Here is a 19,516-nt window from a genome sequence, read left to right as displayed (position 1 = left end):
ACGATGAAATCCGCCGTCCTCGTCTTTCCCGGCTCAAATCGCGAGCGCGATGCCGCGCGCGCGCTCGAACGGGTTTCGGGCGTCAAGCCCGCCATGGTCTGGCACGCCGACACCGCGCTCCCCGCCGGCACCGATCTCGTGGTGCTGCCCGGCGGCTTCTCCTATGGCGACTATCTGCGCTGCGGCGCCATCGCCGCCCGCGCGCCCATTATGGACGCCGTGCGCGCCCATGCCGCGCGCGGCGGCCTCGTGCTCGGCATCTGCAACGGCTTCCAGATCCTGTGCGAGAGCGGGCTGCTGCCCGGCGTGCTGGTGCGCAATGCGCGCCTGCGCTTCATCTGCCGCGAGGCGCTGCTGAAGGTCGAGCGCAACGACACGCCGTTCACCCGCCGCTATGCGCGGGGCGCCATCGTGCGCTATCCCGTGGCCCATGGCGAGGGCAACTACACCGCCGACGCGGCAACGCTGAAGCGGCTGGAGGACGAGGGCCGCGTGCTGTTCCGCTATGTGATGCCGGACGGCCGGCGCGATGACGCGCAGGTGCTCAACGGCGCCGCCAACTCCATTGCCGGCATCGTCTCGGAGAAGCTGAACGTGCTTGGCCTGATGCCGCACCCCGAGAATCATGTCGACCCGCTGGTCGGCCCGACCGACGGGCGCGCTTTGTTCGAGAGCCTCGTCGGCGCGCTGGAGAAGGCGTGACACCCGCCCTCGCCCGCCCTGCCCGACCGCGAAACGGAATGACGGCCTTCGCATGACCCCCTCCGAACCGAAAATCACTCCCGAACTCGTCGCCGAGCATGGCCTCAAGCCGGACGAGTATGAGCGCATCCTGAAGCTGATCGGCCGCGAGCCGAGCTTCACCGAGCTCGGCATCTTCTCGGCGATGTGGAACGAGCACTGCTCGTACAAATCCTCCCGCCTGCACCTGCGCGGCCTGCCGACCAAGGCGCCATGGGTGATCCAGGGCCCGGGTGAGAATGCCGGCGTCATCGACATCGGCGATGGCAAGGCCGCCGTGTTCAAGATGGAGAGCCACAACCACCCCTCCTATATCGAGCCGCATCAGGGCGCGGCGACCGGGGTCGGCGGCATCCTGCGCGACGTGTTCACCATGGGCGCGCGCCCGATCGCGTCACTGAACGCGCTGCGCTTCGGCGACCCCAAGCACCCGCGCACCCGCCATCTGGTGGGCGGCGTCGTCAGCGGCATCGGTTCCTACGGTAACTCCTTCGGCGTGCCCACCGTGGGCGGGCAGGTCGGCTTCCACACCCGCTATGACGGCAATTGCCTGGTCAACGCCATGGCGGTCGGCCTCGCCGATGCCGACAAGATCTTCTACGCCAAGGCGACCGGCATCGGCCTGCCGGTGGTCTATCTCGGCTCCAAGACCGGCCGCGACGGCATCCACGGCGCCACCATGGCCTCCGCCTCCTTCGGCGAGGATGCCGAGGAGAAGCGCCCGACCGTGCAGGTCGGCGACCCGTTCGCCGAGAAGCTGCTGCTGGAAGCCTGCCTGGAGATCATGGAGGCCGGCTGCGTCGTCGCGATCCAGGACATGGGCGCCGCCGGCCTCACCTCCTCGGCGGTGGAGATGGGCGCCAAGGGCGGGCTCGGCATCGAGCTCGACCTCGACAACGTGCCCTGCCGCGAAGAGGGCATGAGCGCCTATGAGATGATGCTCTCGGAGAGCCAGGAGCGCATGCTCATGGTGCTGGCGCCGGGCAAGGAAGAGCAGGCCGAGGCGATCTTCCGCAAATGGGGGCTCGACTTCGCCATTGTCGGCCGCACCACCGACACGCTGCGCTTCATCGTCAGGCACAAGGGCGAGGTGAAGGCCGACCTGCCGATCAAGGAGCTGGGCGACGAAGCCCCGCTCTATGACCGCCCCTGGGTGGAAACTCCCAGGCAGGTGCCTATCGACCCCGCCTCGCTCGACATCACCGCCACCCTCCCCGGCGCACTGGAGCGGCTGATCGGCTCGCCCGACTTCGCCTCCAAGCGCTGGGTGTGGGAGCAGTACGACCATCTGATCCTCAACAACACCGCGCAGCGCCCGGGTGGCGATGCCGCCGTGGTGCGGGTCGAGGACGGCCCCAAGGGCCTCGCCATGACCTGCGACGTCACCCCGCGCTATTGCGAGGCCGACCCGTTCGAGGGCGGTAAGCAGGCGGTGGCGGAAGCCTGGCGCAATCTCACCGCCGTCGGTGCCCGGCCGCTGGCGCTGACCGACAACCTCAATTTCGGCAATCCCGAAAAGCCGGAGATCATGGGCCAGCTGGTCGGCTGCCTGCGCGGCATCGGCGCGGCGGCCAAGGAACTGGAGTTCCCGGTCGTCTCCGGCAATGTCAGCCTCTACAACGAGACCAATGGCCGCGGCATCCTGCCGACGCCGACCATTGGCGGCGTCGGGGTGCTCGACGACATCGCCAAGATGGCCACGCTGGACTTCAAGGCGAATGGCGAGACCATTCTCGTGCTCGGCGTCACCACGGGATGGCTCGGCCAGTCCGCCTTCCTGTCGGAAATCCTCGACCGCGAGGACGGCGCCCCGCCGCCGGTCGACCTGGCGCTGGAGCGCAGGACCGGCGACCTCGTGCGCACCCTCATCGCCGACGGGCTGGTCACCGCGGTGCACGACGTCTCCGACGGCGGCCTGCTGGTGGCGCTGGCGGAGATGGCGCTGGCCTCGGGCATCGGCGCCAGCCTCGCCATCCCGTCGCCGGAGATGAACCCGTTCGCCTACTGGTTTGGCGAGGACCAGGCCCGCTACATCGTCACGGTGGAGGGCAGCGCCAAGGCGCTGGTGCTGCGCCGGGCGGAAATGGCCGGGGTAAGCATCGCCAAGCTCGGCACCACGGGCGGCGACCGATTGAATATCCCGGGCGAGCGCCCAATTGTAATCGACGCGCTGCGCGAGCGGCACGAGGCTTGGCTGCCCATCTATATGGGCGCGGGCCTGATGTGAGGGAACCCGACCAATGGCGATGGAAGCAGGCGAGATCGAACGGCTGATCAAGGAAGGGCTGCCGGATGCCTCGGTCGAGATCCGCGATCTTGCTGGCGACGGCAATCACTATGCCGCGACCGTGATTGCCGAGAGCTTCCGCGGCAAAAGCCGCGTGCAGCAGCATCAGATGGTCTATGCGGCGCTGAAGGGCCAGATGGGCGGCATATTGCACGCCCTCGCGCTTCAGACCAATGTACCCGACTGAAGGCGGCCGGCTCTCTGACCCGCAGCCGCCACGACACCCTCTCGCGAGGCCCGCAAGGGCGAAAGGCAATGCCATGAGCATTCAGGATTTCATCGACAGCCAGGTGAAGAGCAACGACGTCGTCGTGTTCATGAAGGGCACGCCGCAGTTCCCGATGTGCGGCTTCTCCGGCCAGGTGGCGCAGATCTTCAACCTGCTCGGCGTCGACTACAAGGGCATCAACGTCCTCGATTCCGACGAGATGCGCACCGGCATCAAGGAATACACCTCCTGGCCCACCATTCCGCAGGTCTTTGTCAAGGGCGAGTTCGTCGGCGGCTGCGACATCGTGCGCGAGATGTACCAGTCCGGCGAGTTGCAGACGCTGCTGGAAGAGAAGGGCGTCGTCGTCATGGGCAAGGCGACGGCCTGAGCCGGACGACGGCCAGTTACGCCTCTGTTGAGCCGCCCTCCGGGGCGGCTTTTTCGTACCCGCCAGCCCTGCCCAACAAAAAAGCCGCCCCGAAGGGCGGCTTTTCGTCTCGCGCGATCCGCCGAGGGATCAGCGCGAATAGAATTCGACCACGAGGTTGGGCTCCATCACCACCGGATAGGGCACCTCGTTGAGCTCCGGGATGCGGGCGAACTTCGCCGTCATCTTGGAGTGGTCGACCTCGAGATAGTCCGGGGTGTCGCGCTCGCCGGAGGCGACGGCTTCCAGCACCAGCACGAGCTGGCGGGAGGCTTCCTTGACCTCGATCACATCGCCGACCTTCACCTGGTAGGACGGGATGTTGACGCGGCGGCCGTTCACCTTGATGTGGCCGTGGCTCACGAACTGGCGGGCGGCGAACACGGTGGGGACGAACTTGGCGCGGTAGATCACCGCGTCGAGGCGGCGCTCCAGCAGGCCGATCAGGTTGGCGCCGGTGTCGCCCTTGAGGCGCGAAGCCTCGACATAGACCGCATAGAACTGCTTCTCGCCGATCGAGCCGTAATAGCCCTTCAGCTTCTGCTTGGCGCGCAGCTGCACGCCGAAGTCGGAGAGCTTGCCCTTGCGGCGCTGGCCATGCTGGCCGGGGCCGTATTCACGCTTGTTGATGGGGCTCTTCGGGCGGCCCCAGATGTTTTCGCCCATACGGCGGTCAAGCTTGTGCTTGGCCGAAACGCGCTTGCTCATGCGCAGGTCCTCTCGCATATCGTTGCGGGTTGGATCGCGCCCCCTCCTCTACCCCCGTTTCGGGAGCCGACAGGATCTTTCCGAACGCGCCGGACCGACCCACGGGTGCGTGAAACATCAAGCGGGGCCGTTTCCAGCCCCGCGAGTGGGCGGGTGAATAGGCGCAAAAGGCCGGAAGGTCAAGGCCTGGAGCGGGGAAACGTCATCGCCCCGTCACGCCGCACCGTAATTCTACCTCCCCTGCCTCAGCGCCGCCAGCACGTCGAGGCCGGCATAGCCGTCCGGTTTGACGCCCATCCGGCGCTGGAAATTCGCCACCGCGCGCATCGTCATGTTGCCGACCCGGCCATCGACGCCGCCGGTGTCGAGCCCCGCCCTGGTCAGCCGGCGCTGCACTTCCTGGATCTCCGCCAGCGTCAGCGGCCGCTCGCCGCCGGGAAACGGCGTGATGAACGGCTCCCCGCCCAGCACCCGGTCGCCGAGATGGCAGACCGCGAGCGCGTAGTTCATCGACGGGTTGTAGCTGCGCACGGCATAGAAATTCTGCGTCAGCAGGAAGCACGGGCCCTGCGTCCCCACCGGCGCCCACAGCCGCGCCCGCGCCTTGGGCAACGCGAAGCGTCCGCCCCCGGCCGGCGTCACGCCGAGCTTCGCCCAGCCCTCGACGGTGCGCCACGCCCTGGCGTCGGCATATTTCGTCGGCACCCCGTCCATCCTTACCTCGAAGCCCCAGGGCAACCCGCGCTGGTACTTGCCGCGCTTGATGAGGTAGAGCGACGAGCCGGCCAGCGCGTCCGGCACGCTGTAGGGCGAAGGGTGGCCATCGCCGTCATAGTCGACGCCGAGATTGAGCCAGACCTCCGGCATCCACTGGGTGTGCCCCATGGCGCCGGCCCAGGAGCCGAGCATCTCGTCCGGCGCGCCCCAGCCGCGCTGGACGATGGCCAGCGCGTTGAGGAACTCGACCTCCCAGTATTTGCGCCGGCGCGGCTCGCCCCAGGCCAGCGCCGCCAGCGAGGGGAACACCGGCTTCATGTGGTCGGGGTCCGTGACCAGTTCGCCGAAGGCGCTCTCCATGCCCCACAGGCCGAGCAGCACGTCCGGCTCGACGCCGAAATCCTTTTGCAGACGCCTCATCAGCGCCGCGTTCTGCGTCGCCGCCGCCCGGCCGGTCATCAGCCGCCAGTCGGAAATGCGGCGGTTGAGATACTGCCAGAGCTGTTCGCGGAATTCCGGCTGCGCGCTCTCCTTGGCGTAGACGGAAATATCGGGCCGCAACCCACCGGTCACCCGGTCATACACCGCATCGGAGATGCCCTTGGCGCGGGCACGACCGCGAAATTCGGCGATCCACACCTCGAATCGCTGCTTTGCCTGCTGCGCCGGCGCCGCGCCCGCACCGAGGGCGAGCATGCCGAGACCAGCCCCCGCCCCCAGCAGCAATCGCCTGCGGCTCAAGGGGGCGGCGAGCCTCGCCGCCGGGAACATGGATGCGTGATAAGCGTCGCGGTCGCGGGTCACGTCGATTCTCCTGCCGTACCGGCATGCTGGGCAGGGATCGCGGCAGGGGCAAGGCCGCAACGCATTCGCCTCAGGCCGGCGTCGGCGCCGCCATCGACACGATCTCGCCGGCCCGGGTACGGCGCCCGCCAATGCGCGCGACCAGCGCCGGGTCGAGCGGCTGGCCGGTCGAGAACAGCCGCATCGGCGCCGGGCTTGCGGCGAAGCCGACCGGGCCGAGCAGCGAGGACAGCCGCCGGGCGATCGCCGGGGCCGGGTCGAGCCAGCGCACCGGCCAGGGCGCGACCTTCTGCAGCCGGTCCAGCAGCAGCGGGTAATGCGTGCAGGCAAGCACCACCGTGTCGGTGCGCGCCCGCCCCTCGCGCACGAAGGCCGGGGCGATCTCGGCGGCGATCTCCTCGTCGCTGACCGCCTCGCCGCGCATGGCCGCTTCCGCCAGCGGCGCCAGCCGGGTGGAGCCCACCAGCGCCACATGGCAATCGCCGGCGAAATCGCGGATCAGCTTCTGAGTGTAGTCGCGCTTCACCGTGCCCGGCGTGGCCAGCACGCTGACCTCGCGCGTCAGCGAGTTCTCGCAGGCCGGCTTGATCGCCGGCACCGTGCCGACGAAGGGAATGGCGAAACGCGCCCGCAGCGGCGGCAGCACCAGCGTCGAGGCGGTGTTGCAGGAAATGACCACCGCATCCGGCGCCGTGCGGGCGATGAGCGATTCCATCACCGCCATCACCCGGGCGACGAGATCGTCCTCGCTCAGCGCACCATAGGGAAAGGCGGCATCGTCGGCGGCATAGACGAAGCGCGCATCCGGCCGTGTGCGCGCCAGCTCGCGGAACACCGAAAGGCCGCCGAGACCGGAATCGAACACCAATATGGTCGGCGCGCGCAAGGCGGCGGCAGGCGGGTGAAGCGGCAGAGACGACACGGCGACAGCCCCGTTGGACGAAGCGGGTGACGAGGCGCCGCGCAGGCCGGCAGCGGATACGGGAGACGCTTCGATACGCATCTGATGTCCTCCATCCCGGGCATCATTGTGGCGCATCTTGGTGAACGCTTCGTTGCGCTCCCTCAGCCTTCCGTTTCGCCGCCCGCGCGCGGCTCGTTGCGCCCCTCCAGTCGCGCGGCCGTGCGCGCCTCGCGCATCCGCCGCCCCTCAACCAGCGCCGCCACCATGCCGTGCAGCGTGGCGATGTCCTGCCGCGTCAGCCCGACCCGGTGGAAGATGTTGCGGATATTGCGGATCGTCACCGGCTTCTTCTCCGGCGAGCGGAAGAACAGGGCCTCGTCCAGTTCGCGCTCCACATGGTCGAAAAAGGCGAGCAGGTCCGCCTTGTCGGCGATCGGGTATCGGTCCGGCTGCTGGAACGGCAGCGCCCCGCCCGAGGCCAGCTTGAACCATTCATAGGCGACGACCGCGACCGCCATGCCGAGATTGAGCGAGGCGAAGGCGGGGTTCACCGGCAGGGTGAGGATGACGTCGGCAAGCGACACCTCCTCGGTATAGAGCCCGGTGCGCTCGCGCCCGAACACCAGCCCCACCTGCTCGCCGCCATTGATGCGCACCGCCGTCTCCGCGGCCACCGCGTCGGCGGCGAGCACGGATTTCTGCATGCCGCGCTCGCGCGCGGTGGCGGCGGCGACGAAGTTGAGGTCGGCCAGCGCAGCGCGAAGGTCGGGAAATATCTCGGCATGGTCGAGGATGCGGTCGGCCCCGGAGGCGAAGGTCACCGCCTTGGGGTTGGGCCAGCCCTCGCGCGGATTGACGATGCGCAGCCGCGACAGGCCGAAATTGCCCATGGCGCGCACGGCCGAGCCGATATTCTCGCCGAGCTGCGGCTCGACCAGAATGACCACCGGCCCGCTTTCCGGCCAGGGCTTGGTGCTGTCGGTGCCGGCGCCGGACATCGCGGTTTCCTCGCTTCATCGCCATTGGGGAAGGGTCGTTCATATAGCCGCGCCGGGCGCGCTTGCGAAGCCGGCAGGCCGCGCCGCGCCCGAGCGGCTGCATATCCGCTCCACCGCATACCAGATGCCAGCAGCCATTGGTGGAGAAGCGCCGCCGGGGCGCCGGTTTCGCCGAAAATTGGCCCGCTACCTGCTTTCCCTGTGCGGCCCGGCGCGGTATCACCCGCGCATCCCGGCGTCTGCCCGCGCGGACACGCGCCGCGACCCCTCCGACAACGATTTCCGTGCGAGGTGACAATTCATGGCGAAGATCAAGGTGGCGAATCCGGTCGTCGAGCTCGACGGCGACGAGATGACCCGGATCATCTGGCAGTACATCAAGGACAAGCTGATCCATCCCTATCTCGACGTGCCGCTCGAGTATTACGACCTCGGCGTCGAGAACCGCGACGCGACCGCCGACCAGGTCACCATCGACGCCGCCGAGGCGATCAAGCGCGTGGGCGTGGGCGTGAAATGCGCCACCATCACCCCCGACGCCGGCCGCATGACCGAATACAACCTCAAGAAGATGTGGCGTTCGCCCAACGGCACGATCCGCAACATCCTCGGCGGCGTGATCTTCCGCGAGCCGATCATCTGCAAGAACGTGCCGCGCCTCGTGCCGGGCTGGACCCAGCCGATCATCGTCGGCCGCCACGCCTTCGGCGACCAGTACCGCGCCACCGACTTCCTCGTTCCCGGCAAGGGCACGCTGACCATCAAGTTCGTCGGCGACGACGGCCAGGTGATCGAGCACGAGGTCTATAAGTACCCCGGCGCCGGCGTCGCGCTGTCCATGTACAATATCGACGAATCCATCGTTGAGTTCGCGCGCGCCTCGCTGAACTACGGCCTGATGCGCAAATACCCGGTGTATCTCTCCACCAAGGACACCATCCTCAAGCAGTATGACGGCCGTTTCCGCCAGCTCTTCCAGGAAATCTACGAGGCCGAGTTCAAGGCCGAGTTCGAGAAGCACAAGATCTGGTACGAGCACCGGCTGATCGACGACATGGTCGCCTCGGCGCTGAAATGGTCGGGCGGTTATGTCTGGGCCTGCAAGAACTACGATGGCGACGTGCAGTCCGACATCGTGGCGCAGGGCTTCGGTTCGCTCGGCCTGATGACCTCGGTGCTGATGACGCCGGACGGCAAGACCGTGGAAGCCGAGGCCGCCCACGGCACGGTGACGCGCCACTATCGCGAGCACCAGAAGGGCAAGGAGACCTCGACCAACTCCATCGCCTCGATCTTCGCCTGGACCCGCGGCCTCGCCCATCGCGCCAAGCTCGACGACAACGCCGAACTCGCCGCCTTCTGCGCCACGCTGGAGAAGGTGTGCGTCGACACGGTCGAGAGCGGCGACATGACCAAGGACCTCGCGCTCCTGGTCGGTGCCGACCAGAAGTGGCTCTCCACCACCGGCTTCCTCGACAAGGTGTCCGAGAATCTGGGCAAGGCGCTCACCTGAGCGCCGAGGGCTCTTCGGCAACGGACCGGGACGCGCCTCGCGCCCCGGCTCCCCCCTCCGGCCAGATGTAGCTGCCGCCGGCAGGCCGCGCCCCGCCGGAAGCCGGAAGGCCACGGCCCGCGATCGCCGGCCGCATTCGCCTGCCGGGCGGAAGCGCCGGATCGAGGTCGCCGCAAAGGTTCTGGTTTCGTGAATCTACGCGTTTTCTTGACGCGAACCGGTATCCGCTTCGCTCGAAAACGCCCTAGGATTCCGTCGGCGTCCCGCCGGGGTCGAGCTCCGGGCCACTCAATTCGCCATCGGCGATATCGGCGCTGCGCCGCACCGCCTGCGGCCCCCCCTCATCCCTCGCCATGGCGCGGATGCGCTTGCCGATTTCCGGATGCCGCCGGATCACGTCCGCCAACGCGTCCGCCTCCAGCATCAGCAGCATGCAGCGCGTGCGCGCCCGTGCGGTCGCCGCGCGGCGCGCCTGGTGCAGCAGCGCCATCTCGCCGAAGAACTGCCCCTCGCCGAGCAGATGCAGGTCGTCGGCGAATTCCAGTTCCACCTCGCCCGAGGCGATGAAATACATCGAGCGCGCGACATCGCCGCGGCGGGCGATCACCTCTCCGGGCTGGGCGGTATGGGCCGAGAGCATCTTGTGGATCTCCCCGATACCCGAGGCATCGAGATCGGCGAACAGCGGCACCCGCGCCACCATGCCCCAGGTGATGACGAAATCGCGGCGCTTGATGACATCGACGAAGGAGGTCGCGATGATGCCCACCGGCAGGGCGATCATCACGATGCCCGTCACCATGGTGATGCTGGCGATGATCCGCCCGGGGACAGTGACGGGGTAGACGTCGCCATAGCCGACCGTGGTCACCGTCGCCATCGCCCACCACATCGCCGCCGGAATCGAGCCGACATGCTCGGGCTGGACATGGCCCTCCGCGACATACATCGCCGTGGCCGCCACGAGGACCGCGGCGGAAAGCAGCCAGAAGCACGCCATCAGCGACTGTCGCTCGCGGTGCAGCACTTCGAGCAGCGACTGCATGCCCGGCGAATAGCGCACCAGCTTGACGAAGCGCAGCAGCCGGAAGATGGCCAGCGTGACGAGATTGACCCCGAACAACGCCGACACCACGAAAGGCAGCCAGGCGACGAGATCGACGATCGCCACCGGCGTGCGGGCATAATGCAGCCGCGCCCGCAGCGGCGACAGGCCGCGATAGCGCGGATTCTCCGGCGCCACCCAGATACGCAGCATGTATTCGACGGCGAAGACGAGAAGCGACGCCCGCTCAAAGGCGAGGAAGGCGAAATAATCCCGCAAGAACAGGCTCGGCACCGTCTCCAACACGGCGACGAGGACGTTCAGCGCGATCAGCACGATCAGGCCGATCTCGACCCTTTGCGCCGTCCGGTCATGGGCGGCATCGCGCTCCAAAATCTCGTAGCAACGCCGGCGCCGCGCGCGCCACCCGGACGCCGTGAACCAGCCGCCCTCGCGCCTGTGCGCCGTCATGAACGGCCACTCCCCTCGCCGCCCGCGGCGTTCAGCCGGCCAGCGCGCTCTCGATGGCCGCCAGCGCCTCACCGGCGCGCGCGCCGTCCGGGCCACCGGCCTGCGCCATGTCCGGCCGGCCGCCGCCGCCCTTGCCGCCGAGCGCCTCCGCCCCGCGGCGCACCAGCGCCACCGCGTCGAAGCGGCCGGTGAGATCCTCGGTCACGCCGACGACGAGGCCCGCGCGCCCCTCCTCGGTGACGCCGACAATGGCGACGACCCCCGAGCCGATGCGCTTCTTGCCCTCGTCGACCAGGCTCTTGAGGTCCTTCGGCTCGATGCCGGTGACCTCGCGTGCCAGCAGCTTCACCTCGCCCACCATGCGCAGCGGCTCCTCGGCCGAGTCGCCACCGCCCATGGCGAGCTTGCGCCGCGCCTCGCCGAGCTCGCGCTCCAGCCGGCGGCGCTCCTCGATCAGCTGCGAAATACGCCCCTCCACCTCGCCGACCGGCGCCTTGAGCAGGCCCGCCGCCGCGTGCAGCGCCTGGCGGTCGGCGCTCAGCGCATGGCGGGCGGCGTCGCCCGTCATCGCCTCGAGCCGGCGGACGCCGGCGCCGACGGCGCTTTCGCCAACGAGGCTGATGAGGCCGATATCGCCGGTGCGCCCCACATGGGTGCCGCCGCACAGTTCGACCGAATAGGGGGCGCCATTGCCCGGATCGGTACCCATGGTGACGACCCGGACCTCCTCGCCATACTTCTCGCCGAACAGCGCCCGCGCGCCGGACGCGATGGCGTCGTCGACCGCCATCAGCCGGGTCACCACCGGCTCGTTGCGCAGCACGACGCGGTTGGCGATGTCCTCCACCTGGCGCAGTTCGGCCTCGTCCACCGGCTTGGGGTGGGAGAAGTCGAAGCGCAGCCGGTCGGGGGCCACCAGAGACCCCTTCTGGGCGACGTGGTCGCCGAGCACGCGGCGCAGCGCCTCGTGCAGCAAATGGGTGGCCGAGTGATTGGCGCGGATCGACTGACGGCGCCCGGCATCCACCGCGAGAGCGACCGCGGTGCCGACCGCGAGCGCCCCGCTCTCGACCTCGACCTCGTGGACCAGCAGGTCGCCGAGCTTCTTCTGCGTGCCGGTGACGCGGGCGCGCAGCCCATCCTCGCCGGTCAGCACGCCGGTGTCGCCGACCTGGCCGCCGGATTCGCCATAGAACGGCGTCTGGTTGAGCACCACCAGCCCGGTGGCGCCGGCCCGCAGTTCCGCGATCCGCTGCCCATCGGCGACAAGCGCCGTCACCGTGCCTTCGGCGGCCTCGGTGTCGTAGCCGAGGAACTCGCTGGCACCGGCATCCTCGCGCACCGAGAACCACACCGCGTCGGTCGCCGCCTCGCCGGAACCCGACCAGGAGGCCCGGGCCTCGGCGCGCTGGCGCTCCATCGCGACATTGAAGGCGTCGACGTCGACGCCGACGCCGCGCGCCCGCAGCGCGTCCTCGGTGAGGTCGAGCGGGAAGCCGAAAGTGTCGTAGAGCTTGAAGGCGGTCTCGCCGGAGAATTTGGCGCCGGCGCCGAGGCCCTCGCTCTCGGTCTCGAGAATAGCGAGGCCACGCTCCAGCGTCTTGCGGAACCGGGTCTCCTCCAGCCGCAGCGTCTCCGACACCAATTGCTCGGCGCGGACGATCTCGGGATAGGCGCGGCCCATCTCGCGCACCAGCACTGGCACCAGCCGGTACATCAGCGGGTCGCGCGCGCCGAGCAGCTGGGCGTGGCGCATGGCGCGGCGCATGATGCGGCGCAGCACGTAGCCGCGGCCCTCATTCGAGGGCAGCACGCCATCGGCCACCAGGAAGGTGGCCGCGCGCAGATGATCGGCGATGATGCGGTGGCTCGCCTTCTGCGAACCGTCGGCCGGCACGTCGGTGAGTTCCTCGACGGCGCCGGTGAGCGCGCGCATGAGGTCGATCTCGTAATTGTCGTGGGTGCCCTGCAGCACCGCGGAAATGCGCTCGAGACCCATGCCGGTGTCGATCGAGGGCCGCGGCAGGCGCAAGCGCTCGCCGCCCGGCATCTGCTCGAACTGCATGAACACGAGATTCCAGATCTCGATGAAGCGGTCGCCATCGGCGTCGGGCGAGCCGGGCGGGCCGCCGGCGATATGCGCGCCGTGATCGTAGAAGATTTCCGAGCACGGACCGCAGGGGCCGGTGTCCCCCATCTGCCAGAAATTGTCGGAGGTGGCGATGCGGATGATCCGGGAATCGTGCAGGCCGGCGATCCGCTTCCACAGGTCGAAGGCCTCGTCATCCTCGTGATAGACGGTGACCAGCAGCTTCTCGACCGGCAGTTCGAATTCGCGGGTGATCAGGTTCCACGCGAACGCGATGGCATCTTCCTTGAAATAGTCGCCGAAGGAAAAATTGCCGAGCATCTCGAAGAAGGTGTGATGCCGCGCCGTATAGCCGACATTGTCGAGATCATTGTGCTTGCCGCCGGCACGCACGCATTTCTGCGAGGTGACCGCCCGCGAATAAGGCCGCTTCTCGATGCCGGTGAAGACGTTCTTGAACTGCACCATCCCGGCATTGGTGAACATCAATGTCGGGTCGTTGCGCGGCACGAGCGGGGAGGAATCGACCACCTGATGCCCGTTGCGGGCAAAATAGTCGAGGAAGGTCGAACGTATCTCGTTAACGCCGCTCATGAACCCGGGTCCGCCGATGACAGATACCGACGCCGCAGGCGCGCCGGCCCGCGCCATCCGGCGCGGCGCTTCGGTTCTAACGAGGCGCCAACACCTTGTCCAGAAAGCAGGCCGACGCCGTCCAAGCCTCGGTGGCTAACCCGGCGGCGACCTCGCCGCGCCGCAGCTTCCGGCAAGTGGCCGGCCGCCGCATCCCGCAAGGACACCCCCGCCGGCGGACGAGGAGCCGGCGGTGCGGGCAGCCCTCGCGAAGCCGCCGCTACCGGACGGACAAGGGGCGCCGAGGCCCACGCGCCGGGGCGCCGCCCGTCCCCACGCGCTCACTCACTCCTCGCTGTCATCCTCCTCGCCGCCCGATTCGCCGGCGAGAATCTGCTCGGCGATGAGACCGGCATTCTGGCGGATCGTCGCCTCGATACGGCCGGACACGTCCGGGTGCTGGCGCAGGAAGGACTTGGCGTTCTCGCGGCCCTGGCCGAGCCGCTGGCTGTCATAGGAGAACCAGGCACCGGACTTCTCGACCACGCCGGCCTTGACGCCGAGGTCGATGAGCTCGCCCATCTTGGAGACACCCTCGCCATACATGATGTCGAACTCGACCTGCTTGAAAGGCGGCGCCAGCTTGTTCTTCACCACTTTCACGCGGGTCTGGTTGCCCACGACCTCGTCGCGCTCCTTGATCGAGCCGATGCGGCGGATGTCGAGGCGGACCGAGGCATAGAATTTCAGCGCGTTGCCACCCGTGGTCGTCTCCGGGCTGCCATACATCACGCCGATCTTCATGCGGATCTGGTTGATGAAGATCACCATCGTGTGCGAGCGGTTGATCGAGGCCGTCAGCTTGCGCAGCGCCTGGCTCATCAGCCGTGCCTGCATGCCGGGCTGATTGTCGCCCATCTCGCCGTCGAGTTCGGCCCGCGGGGTCAGGGCCGCCACCGAATCCACCACCAGCACGTCCACCGCGCCGGAGCGCACCAGCGTGTCGGCGATCTCCAGCGCCTGCTCGCCGGCATCGGGCTGGGAGATCAGCAGGTTGTCGAGGTCGACGCCCAGCTTGCGGGCATAGATCGGGTCGAGCGCGTGCTCGGCGTCGATGAAAGCGCACACGCCGCCCTTCTTCTGCGCCTCGGCGATGGTGTGCAGCGCGAGCGTCGTCTTGCCCGACGATTCCGGCCCGAAGATCTCGACCACGCGCCCGCGCGGCAGGCCGCCGATGCCGAGCGCGATGTCGAGCCCGAGTGAGCCGGTGGAGACGGTCTCGATCTCCATGATCTTGTCGTTCTTGCCCAGCCGCATGATCGAGCCCTTGCCGAAATGGCGCTCGATCTGGGTAAGGGCGGCGTCAAGCGCCTTGGACTTGTCCATGGAAGATCCTTCAACGAGTCGCAGTGTCGACTGAGTCATTGCCGGGCTCCGGGCTGCACGCAAGGGAAAAGGGGGATGGGGTGAACGCTGCAGCAGATGTACCCTGTTTGTTCGATGTTCGCAATATGTTCTCTTAGCCTTTACCACCGGATTTGGCCGTGGCCGCGCTCGCCTCCAGGTGGCTCACGGCGTCGGTCCGTCGGCGGCGCGGACCGGGGGGCCGAGGAACTCGACCTGCCACCTGGCGCCGAAGGCATTCAGCGCGGCAGTGTCGGGAAGGCCGCCGTGCATCACCCCCGCGAGCTCGGTGAAGAACGCCGCCGCATCCAGCGCCGGCGTCATCAGGATGTACTGCCGGGCCGGCGCGCCGGTCACATTGACAAAGCCGTGCGCCGCGCCGCCGGGTATGCTGACGACATCCCCGGCCTCGGCGAAGAAGCGCCGCCCGTCGATCTCGTAGAGATAACGCCCCTCGAGCACGCGAAAAATCTCCGCCTCACGGTGGCGGTGCCGCGGCGGGCCAGCGCCGGGGGCGTTGATGGTCTCGATGAAACAGAACGCGCCGCCGCTCTGCGCCGGCGGCAGGCGGACGAACAGGTCGAGGCCGATGGCCGGTATCCGGATCGGCGGCTCGTCGCCGCGCGAATGCAGGAAGGAAAGGTGCACAAGGCTATCCTCGCATGATCAGCCAGCGCCGAGGCGGCGCAGATAGCTGTTGACCTGGTCCCATTCGCCGTCGGCCACCGCCATGGCGAGATAGCCGTCCGGCCGGATGAGTTCGATGCCGCTCGCCACCGGGTCGGGCCGCACGCCCGGATCGACCAGATCGCCGGGCAGTCGAAGGGCGGGCGGCGGCGTGCCGGCAGAGGCACCGACGCGCAGGGTGAAGCGCGGCGTGTCGCCAGCGCCGTAAGGCGTCTCGCCGGCCACCGGTGGAACCCGCTCCCCGGCGCGGCGGCCGGCCTCCCAGGAGACGCCGTTGAGCGGGCTCTCGGGGTAGTGGACCGTGGTTTCGGTCAGCGCCCCTTCGATCGCGCCCCGCACCGGCGCCAGCCCGATCACGAACGGCATCACCGCGTTGCGTATCTGCCGGGCGATCGGATTCTTCAGCGTGGCCAGCCGGGTCAGCCGGCCCGACAGGGCGATCACCTCCGCGCCGACGGCTCGCCGTTCGGGATCGTAGCTGTCGAGCAGCCGCGGCGAGGTCGCCAGCCCGCGCAGCACGAGGGCCAGCTTCCAGGCGAGATTCACCGCGTCCTGCATGCCGGTGTTCATGCCCTGGCCGCCGGCGGGGCTGTGCACATGGGCGGCATCGCCGGCGAGAAACACCCGCCCGACCCGGTAGCGCTCCACCTGCCGCTCATTGATGCGGAACGACGTCGTCCAGAGCGTGTCGTGCAGCACGATGCCGCCGGGGCCACGCCGGTCGAGCAGCGCCTGGAAGCCGGCCAGCGTCGGCGGCGGCGCGACCTCGTCCGTCGACGGGCCGAGGCCGGCGATGACGCGGTAGCGCCCCGGCGCCAGCGGAAACAGCACCGCCGGGCCATCGGCGTGCAGGCAGGTGGCGAATTCGTCGACCGGGAACGGCATGCCCGAGAGGTGGAAATCACCCTGCGCCCAATCGCTGCCCAGCGTGTCGCCTTCGAAGGAAAGGCCCAGATGGTGCCGCACCGGGCTGTGGGCGCCGTCGCAGCCCACCATGGCACTGTGGCGCGTGTCCTCGCGGCGCCCGTCCGCATGGCGCAGCGTGGCGCTGACGCCTTCATCGTCCTGCGCGAAGCCGGTGAGCGAGACGCCCAGCTCCGGGCGGACGCCGCGCCTCTCCAGATGCTCCAGCAGGATGCGCTCGGTGACGCTCTGCGGCAGCATGAGCGCGAAGGGATAGGGCGTGTCGACATCGCCGAGCTCGACCCGGGCGAGCCGGGTCGGTCCGGACAGTATGTTGACGACCGTCACCTTGTTGCCGCGGGCGACCAGCTCGTCGGAAAGCCCGCCGCCGGTGCGTTCCAGCAGTTCGAGCGTCCGGGGCCAGATCGCCACCGCGCGCGAGGTGGTGGAACGCTCGGTCATCGCGTCGACGATCCGCACCGGGACCCGGTAGCGCGCCAGTTCGAGCGCCATCGCCAGCCCGACCGGGCCGGCACCAACAATAAGGACGCTGTCCGTCATGCGCGCGCTCCCAACGCCCATGCCACGGCCGCGCGGCGGCAGGCGGCGCGCGGACCTGGCTCTGCAAAGGCGTAGGATTCCGCGAAGGATCGCGCAACGACTTATTGAAAGCGCACGGGTGCGGGAGAGCCCGCCCCGGCCCCCTCCCCGCCACCGTGCGGCGGCGGGGAGGGTCGGCTTGCAGCGTGGCGCCGGGGTCCGGCGCCCGGCCTCAGTTCACGAGATCGAAGCGGTCGGCGTTCATCACCTTGGTCCAGGCGGCGACGAAGTCGTGCAGGAACTTCTCCTGCGCGTCGTCCTGGGCATAGACCTCGGCATAGGCGCGCAGGACGGCGTTGGAGCCGAACACGAGGTCGACGCGGGTGGCGGTCCATTTCGGCGCGCCGGTCCTGCGGTCGCGCAACTCGTAGACCCCCTCGCCCACCGACTTCCAGCTATTGCCCATGTCGGTCAGGTTGACGAAGAAGTCGTTGGTCAGCGCGCCCTCGCGGGCGGTGAACACGCCATGCTTGCTGCCGCCATGGTTGGCGCCGAGCATGCGCAGGCCGCCGACCAGCACGGTCATCTCCGGCGCGGTCAGGCCCATGAGCTGGGTGCGGTCGAGCAGCATCTCCTCGGGGGTGACGACATAGTCCTTCTTCAGCCAGTTGCGGTAGCCGTCATGCAGCGGCTCCAGCACGCTGAACGAATCCGCGTCGGTCTGCGCGTCGGTGGCGTCGCCACGGCCGGGCGCGAACGGCACGGTCACGTCATGGCCGGCCGCCTTGGCCGCCAGCTCGATGCCGACATTGCCGCCGAGCACGATGACGTCGGCGAGGCTGGCGCCGGTCTCCGCCGCGATAGGCTCCAGCACGGAGAGCACCTTGGCGAGCCGGGCCGGCTCGTTGCCTTCCCAGTCCTTCTGCGGGGCGAGGCGGATGCGGGCGCCATTGGCGCCGCCGCGCATGTCGGAGCCGCGATAGGTGCGGGCGCTGTCCCAGGCGGTGCTGACGAGTTCGCCGATGCTGAGGCCGCTATTGATCAGCTTCGCCTTCACCGCCGCGACGTCGTAATCGGTGGCGCCGGCCGGCACCGGGTCCTGCCAGATCAGGTCTTCCGCCGGCACGTCCGGGCCGATGTAGCGGACCTTCGGCCCCATGTCGCGATGGGTCAGCTTGAACCAGGCGCGGGCGAAGGTGTCCTTGAAATACTCCGGATCGGCCATGAACTTCTGGCAGATCGCGTTGTAGATCGGGTCGACCTTCATCGCCATGTCGGCGTCGGTCATCATCGGGTTGTGGCGGATCGAGGGGTCGCTGGCGTCGACCGGCTTGTCCTCTTCCTTGATGTTGATCGGCTCCCACTGCCAGGCGCCGGCCGGGCTCTTGCGCAGCTCCCATTCATGGCCGAACAGCATGTCGAAGAAGCCCATATCGAACACCGTCGGGTGCGTCGTCCAGGCGCCTTCGAGGCCGGAGGTCACGGCGCGGCTGGCAAGGCCGTTCTGGTTCGGGTTGGACCAGCCCAGCCCCTGCTCTTCGAGCGCGGCGGCTTCCGGGTTGGGGCCGAGCGCCTGGGCATCGCCATTGCCGTGGGTCTTGCCGACGGTGTGGCCGCCGGCGGTCAGCGCCGCGGTCTCCTCGTCGTTCATCGCCATGCGGGCGAAGGTCTCGCGCACCTGCGCCGCCGTCTTCAGCGGGTCCGGCTTGCCGTTCACGCCTTCCGGGTTGACGTAGATGAGGCCCATCTGCACCGCGGCGAGCGGGTTCTCCATCGTCGCCGGCTCGTCGACATTGGTGTAGCGGTTGTCGCTCGGCGCCAGCCATTCGCGCTCGGAGCCCCAATAGGTGTCCTTCGAGGGATGCCAGACATCCTCGCGGCCGAAGCCGAAGCCGAAGGTCTTCAGGCCCATCGTCTCATAGGCGACGGTGCCGGCCATCACGATGAGATCGGCCCAGCTCACCTTGTTGCCGTACTTCTTCTTGATCGGCCACAGCAGGCGGCGGGCCTTGTCGAGGCTGACATTGTCCGGCCAGGAATTGAGCGGCGCGAAGCGCTGGTCGCCGGTGCCGCCGCCGCCGCGCCCGTCCGCCAGGCGGTAGGAGCCAGCCGCGTGCCACGACAGGCGGATCATCAGCCCGCCATAATGGCCCCAATCCGCCGGCCACCACTCCTGGCTCTCGGTCATCAGCGCCCGCATGTCGGCCTTGAGCGCGTCGAAGTCGAGCGAGCGGAGCTGTTCGCGGTAGTTGAAGTCCTTGCCCAGCGGGTTGGTCTTGGTGTCGTGCTGGTGGAGAATGTCGAGATTGAGCGCCGTCGGCCACCAATCCATGTTCGACGTGCCGACTTCGGTGATGGCACCATGCATCACCGGGCACTTGCCGGCCGGCCTGTTCGTGATGTCGTCCATTGGGCTCTCCGATCTTGCTTCGCTGGCGGGCGATACGGGTCGCGGGGCGCTCGGACGGTCGCAGATATCAGCGCCGCACCGGAG

15 protein-coding genes are annotated in these 19,516 nt (G+C 68.5%); 5 read left to right on the top strand and 10 right to left on the bottom strand.

The features are described 5' to 3' along the window. Positions 1-3 precede the first annotated feature (3 nt). The 4 genes from purQ to grxD all read left to right on the top strand — a co-directional run bounded on the left by purQ (position 4) and on the right by grxD (position 3,627). Positions 4-702, top strand: coding sequence for a phosphoribosylformylglycinamidine synthase subunit PurQ (gene purQ / locus KHC23_RS10080; RefSeq protein ID WP_213372064.1), 699 nt, complete (start codon positions 4-6; stop codon positions 700-702). Positions 703-754: 52 nt separating this feature from the next. Further along, positions 755-2,968, top strand: coding sequence for a phosphoribosylformylglycinamidine synthase subunit PurL (gene purL, locus KHC23_RS10075; protein WP_213372061.1), 2,214 nt, complete (start codon positions 755-757; stop codon positions 2,966-2,968). Between the two features lie 13 nt (positions 2,969-2,981). Beyond that, on the top strand, positions 2,982-3,215 hold the full coding sequence (locus tag KHC23_RS10070; RefSeq protein ID WP_213372059.1) for a BolA family protein: 234 nt from the start codon (positions 2,982-2,984) through the stop codon (positions 3,213-3,215). A 73-nt stretch (positions 3,216-3,288) separates the two neighbouring features. Further along, positions 3,289-3,627, top strand: a complete 339-nt coding sequence (gene grxD, locus KHC23_RS10065; protein ID WP_213372057.1) for a Grx4 family monothiol glutaredoxin — start codon at positions 3,289-3,291, stop codon at positions 3,625-3,627. A gap of 129 nt (positions 3,628-3,756) precedes the next feature. On the opposite strand, the gene rpsD is transcribed toward grxD, so the two are convergent. The 4 genes from rpsD to KHC23_RS10045 all read right to left on the bottom strand — a co-directional run bounded on the left by rpsD (position 3,757) and on the right by KHC23_RS10045 (position 7,797). After that, positions 3,757-4,374, bottom strand: a complete 618-nt coding sequence (gene rpsD / locus KHC23_RS10060; RefSeq protein WP_213372055.1) for a 30S ribosomal protein S4 — start codon at positions 4,372-4,374, stop codon at positions 3,757-3,759. Positions 4,375-4,605: 231 nt separating this feature from the next. Beyond that, entirely contained in the window at positions 4,606-5,862 is a 1,257-nt protein-coding gene (locus tag KHC23_RS10055; RefSeq protein WP_213373187.1) for a lytic murein transglycosylase, read from the bottom strand. Positions 5,863-5,965: 103 nt separating this feature from the next. After that, on the bottom strand, positions 5,966-6,817 hold the full coding sequence (murI, locus tag KHC23_RS10050) for a glutamate racemase (protein ID WP_271188629.1): 852 nt from the start codon (positions 6,815-6,817) through the stop codon (positions 5,966-5,968). Positions 6,818-6,960: 143 nt separating this feature from the next. After that, positions 6,961-7,797, bottom strand: a complete 837-nt coding sequence (locus KHC23_RS10045; RefSeq protein ID WP_213372045.1) for an RNA methyltransferase — start codon at positions 7,795-7,797, stop codon at positions 6,961-6,963. A gap of 301 nt (positions 7,798-8,098) precedes the next feature. Here KHC23_RS10045 and KHC23_RS10040 point away from each other — a divergent pair, with 301 nt between their 5' ends. Next, on the top strand, positions 8,099-9,310 hold the full coding sequence (locus tag KHC23_RS10040; protein WP_213372043.1) for an NADP-dependent isocitrate dehydrogenase: 1,212 nt from the start codon (positions 8,099-8,101) through the stop codon (positions 9,308-9,310). 244 nt (positions 9,311-9,554) lie between these two features. On the opposite strand, the gene KHC23_RS10035 is transcribed toward KHC23_RS10040, so the two are convergent. The 6 genes from KHC23_RS10035 to katG form a co-directional block, all read right to left on the bottom strand. Beyond that, positions 9,555-10,826: a cyclic nucleotide-gated ion channel gene (locus tag KHC23_RS10035; protein WP_213372041.1), complete on the bottom strand. Its 1,272-nt coding sequence runs from the start codon at positions 10,824-10,826 to the stop codon at positions 9,555-9,557. Positions 10,827-10,857: 31 nt separating this feature from the next. Beyond that, positions 10,858-13,509: an alanine--tRNA ligase gene (gene alaS, locus KHC23_RS10030; protein ID WP_213372039.1), complete on the bottom strand. Its 2,652-nt coding sequence runs from the start codon at positions 13,507-13,509 to the stop codon at positions 10,858-10,860. A 324-nt stretch (positions 13,510-13,833) separates the two neighbouring features. After that, positions 13,834-14,913, bottom strand: coding sequence for a recombinase RecA (gene recA, locus KHC23_RS10025; protein ID WP_213372037.1), 1,080 nt, complete (start codon positions 14,911-14,913; stop codon positions 13,834-13,836). Positions 14,914-15,057: 144 nt separating this feature from the next. Further along, the gene (locus KHC23_RS10020) at positions 15,058-15,540 is read right to left on the bottom strand and encodes a cupin domain-containing protein (protein WP_213372035.1); all 483 of its coding nucleotides are present in this window, start codon (positions 15,538-15,540) and stop codon (positions 15,058-15,060) included. A gap of 18 nt (positions 15,541-15,558) precedes the next feature. Then, positions 15,559-17,043 (bottom strand): FAD-dependent monooxygenase, encoded by a 1,485-nt coding sequence (locus KHC23_RS10015; protein ID WP_213372033.1) that lies wholly within the window; start codon positions 17,041-17,043, stop codon positions 15,559-15,561. Positions 17,044-17,254: 211 nt separating this feature from the next. Further along, entirely contained in the window at positions 17,255-19,432 is a 2,178-nt protein-coding gene (gene katG / locus KHC23_RS10010) for a catalase/peroxidase HPI (protein ID WP_213372031.1), read from the bottom strand. Between the last annotated feature and the right edge of the window lie 84 nt (positions 19,433-19,516).

This window comes from Ancylobacter dichloromethanicus, from assembly GCF_018390645.1.
Taxonomy (GTDB): Bacteria; Pseudomonadota; Alphaproteobacteria; order Rhizobiales; family Xanthobacteraceae; genus Ancylobacter; species Ancylobacter dichloromethanicus.
Note: the sequence above shows the minus strand (reverse complement) of the source record. Positions and strands in the feature narration are given on the sequence as shown.

What these genes read in the sequence shown, in the direction of transcription:
- KHC23_RS10070 (WP_213372059.1), top strand. Translation starts at nt 2,982, where the DNA reads ATGGCGATGGAAGCAGGCGAGATCGAACGGCTGATCAAGGAAGGGCTG.
- alaS (WP_213372039.1), bottom strand. Translation starts at nt 13,509, where the DNA reads ATGAGCGGCGTTAACGAGATACGTTCGACCTTCCTCGACTATTTTGCC.
- purQ (WP_213372064.1), top strand. Translation starts at nt 4, where the DNA reads ATGAAATCCGCCGTCCTCGTCTTTCCCGGCTCAAATCGCGAGCGCGAT.
- purL (WP_213372061.1), top strand. Translation starts at nt 755, where the DNA reads ATGACCCCCTCCGAACCGAAAATCACTCCCGAACTCGTCGCCGAGCAT.
- KHC23_RS10040 (WP_213372043.1), top strand. Translation starts at nt 8,099, where the DNA reads ATGGCGAAGATCAAGGTGGCGAATCCGGTCGTCGAGCTCGACGGCGAC.
- recA (WP_213372037.1), bottom strand. Translation starts at nt 14,913, where the DNA reads ATGACTCAGTCGACACTGCGACTCGTTGAAGGATCTTCCATGGACAAG.
- grxD (WP_213372057.1), top strand. Translation starts at nt 3,289, where the DNA reads ATGAGCATTCAGGATTTCATCGACAGCCAGGTGAAGAGCAACGACGTC.
- KHC23_RS10015 (WP_213372033.1), bottom strand. Translation starts at nt 17,043, where the DNA reads ATGACGGACAGCGTCCTTATTGTTGGTGCCGGCCCGGTCGGGCTGGCG.
- KHC23_RS10055 (WP_213373187.1), bottom strand. Translation starts at nt 5,862, where the DNA reads ATGTTCCCGGCGGCGAGGCTCGCCGCCCCCTTGAGCCGCAGGCGATTG.
- KHC23_RS10035 (WP_213372041.1), bottom strand. Translation starts at nt 10,826, where the DNA reads ATGACGGCGCACAGGCGCGAGGGCGGCTGGTTCACGGCGTCCGGGTGG.
- katG (WP_213372031.1), bottom strand. Translation starts at nt 19,432, where the DNA reads ATGGACGACATCACGAACAGGCCGGCCGGCAAGTGCCCGGTGATGCAT.
- rpsD (WP_213372055.1), bottom strand. Translation starts at nt 4,374, where the DNA reads ATGAGCAAGCGCGTTTCGGCCAAGCACAAGCTTGACCGCCGTATGGGC.
- KHC23_RS10045 (WP_213372045.1), bottom strand. Translation starts at nt 7,797, where the DNA reads ATGTCCGGCGCCGGCACCGACAGCACCAAGCCCTGGCCGGAAAGCGGG.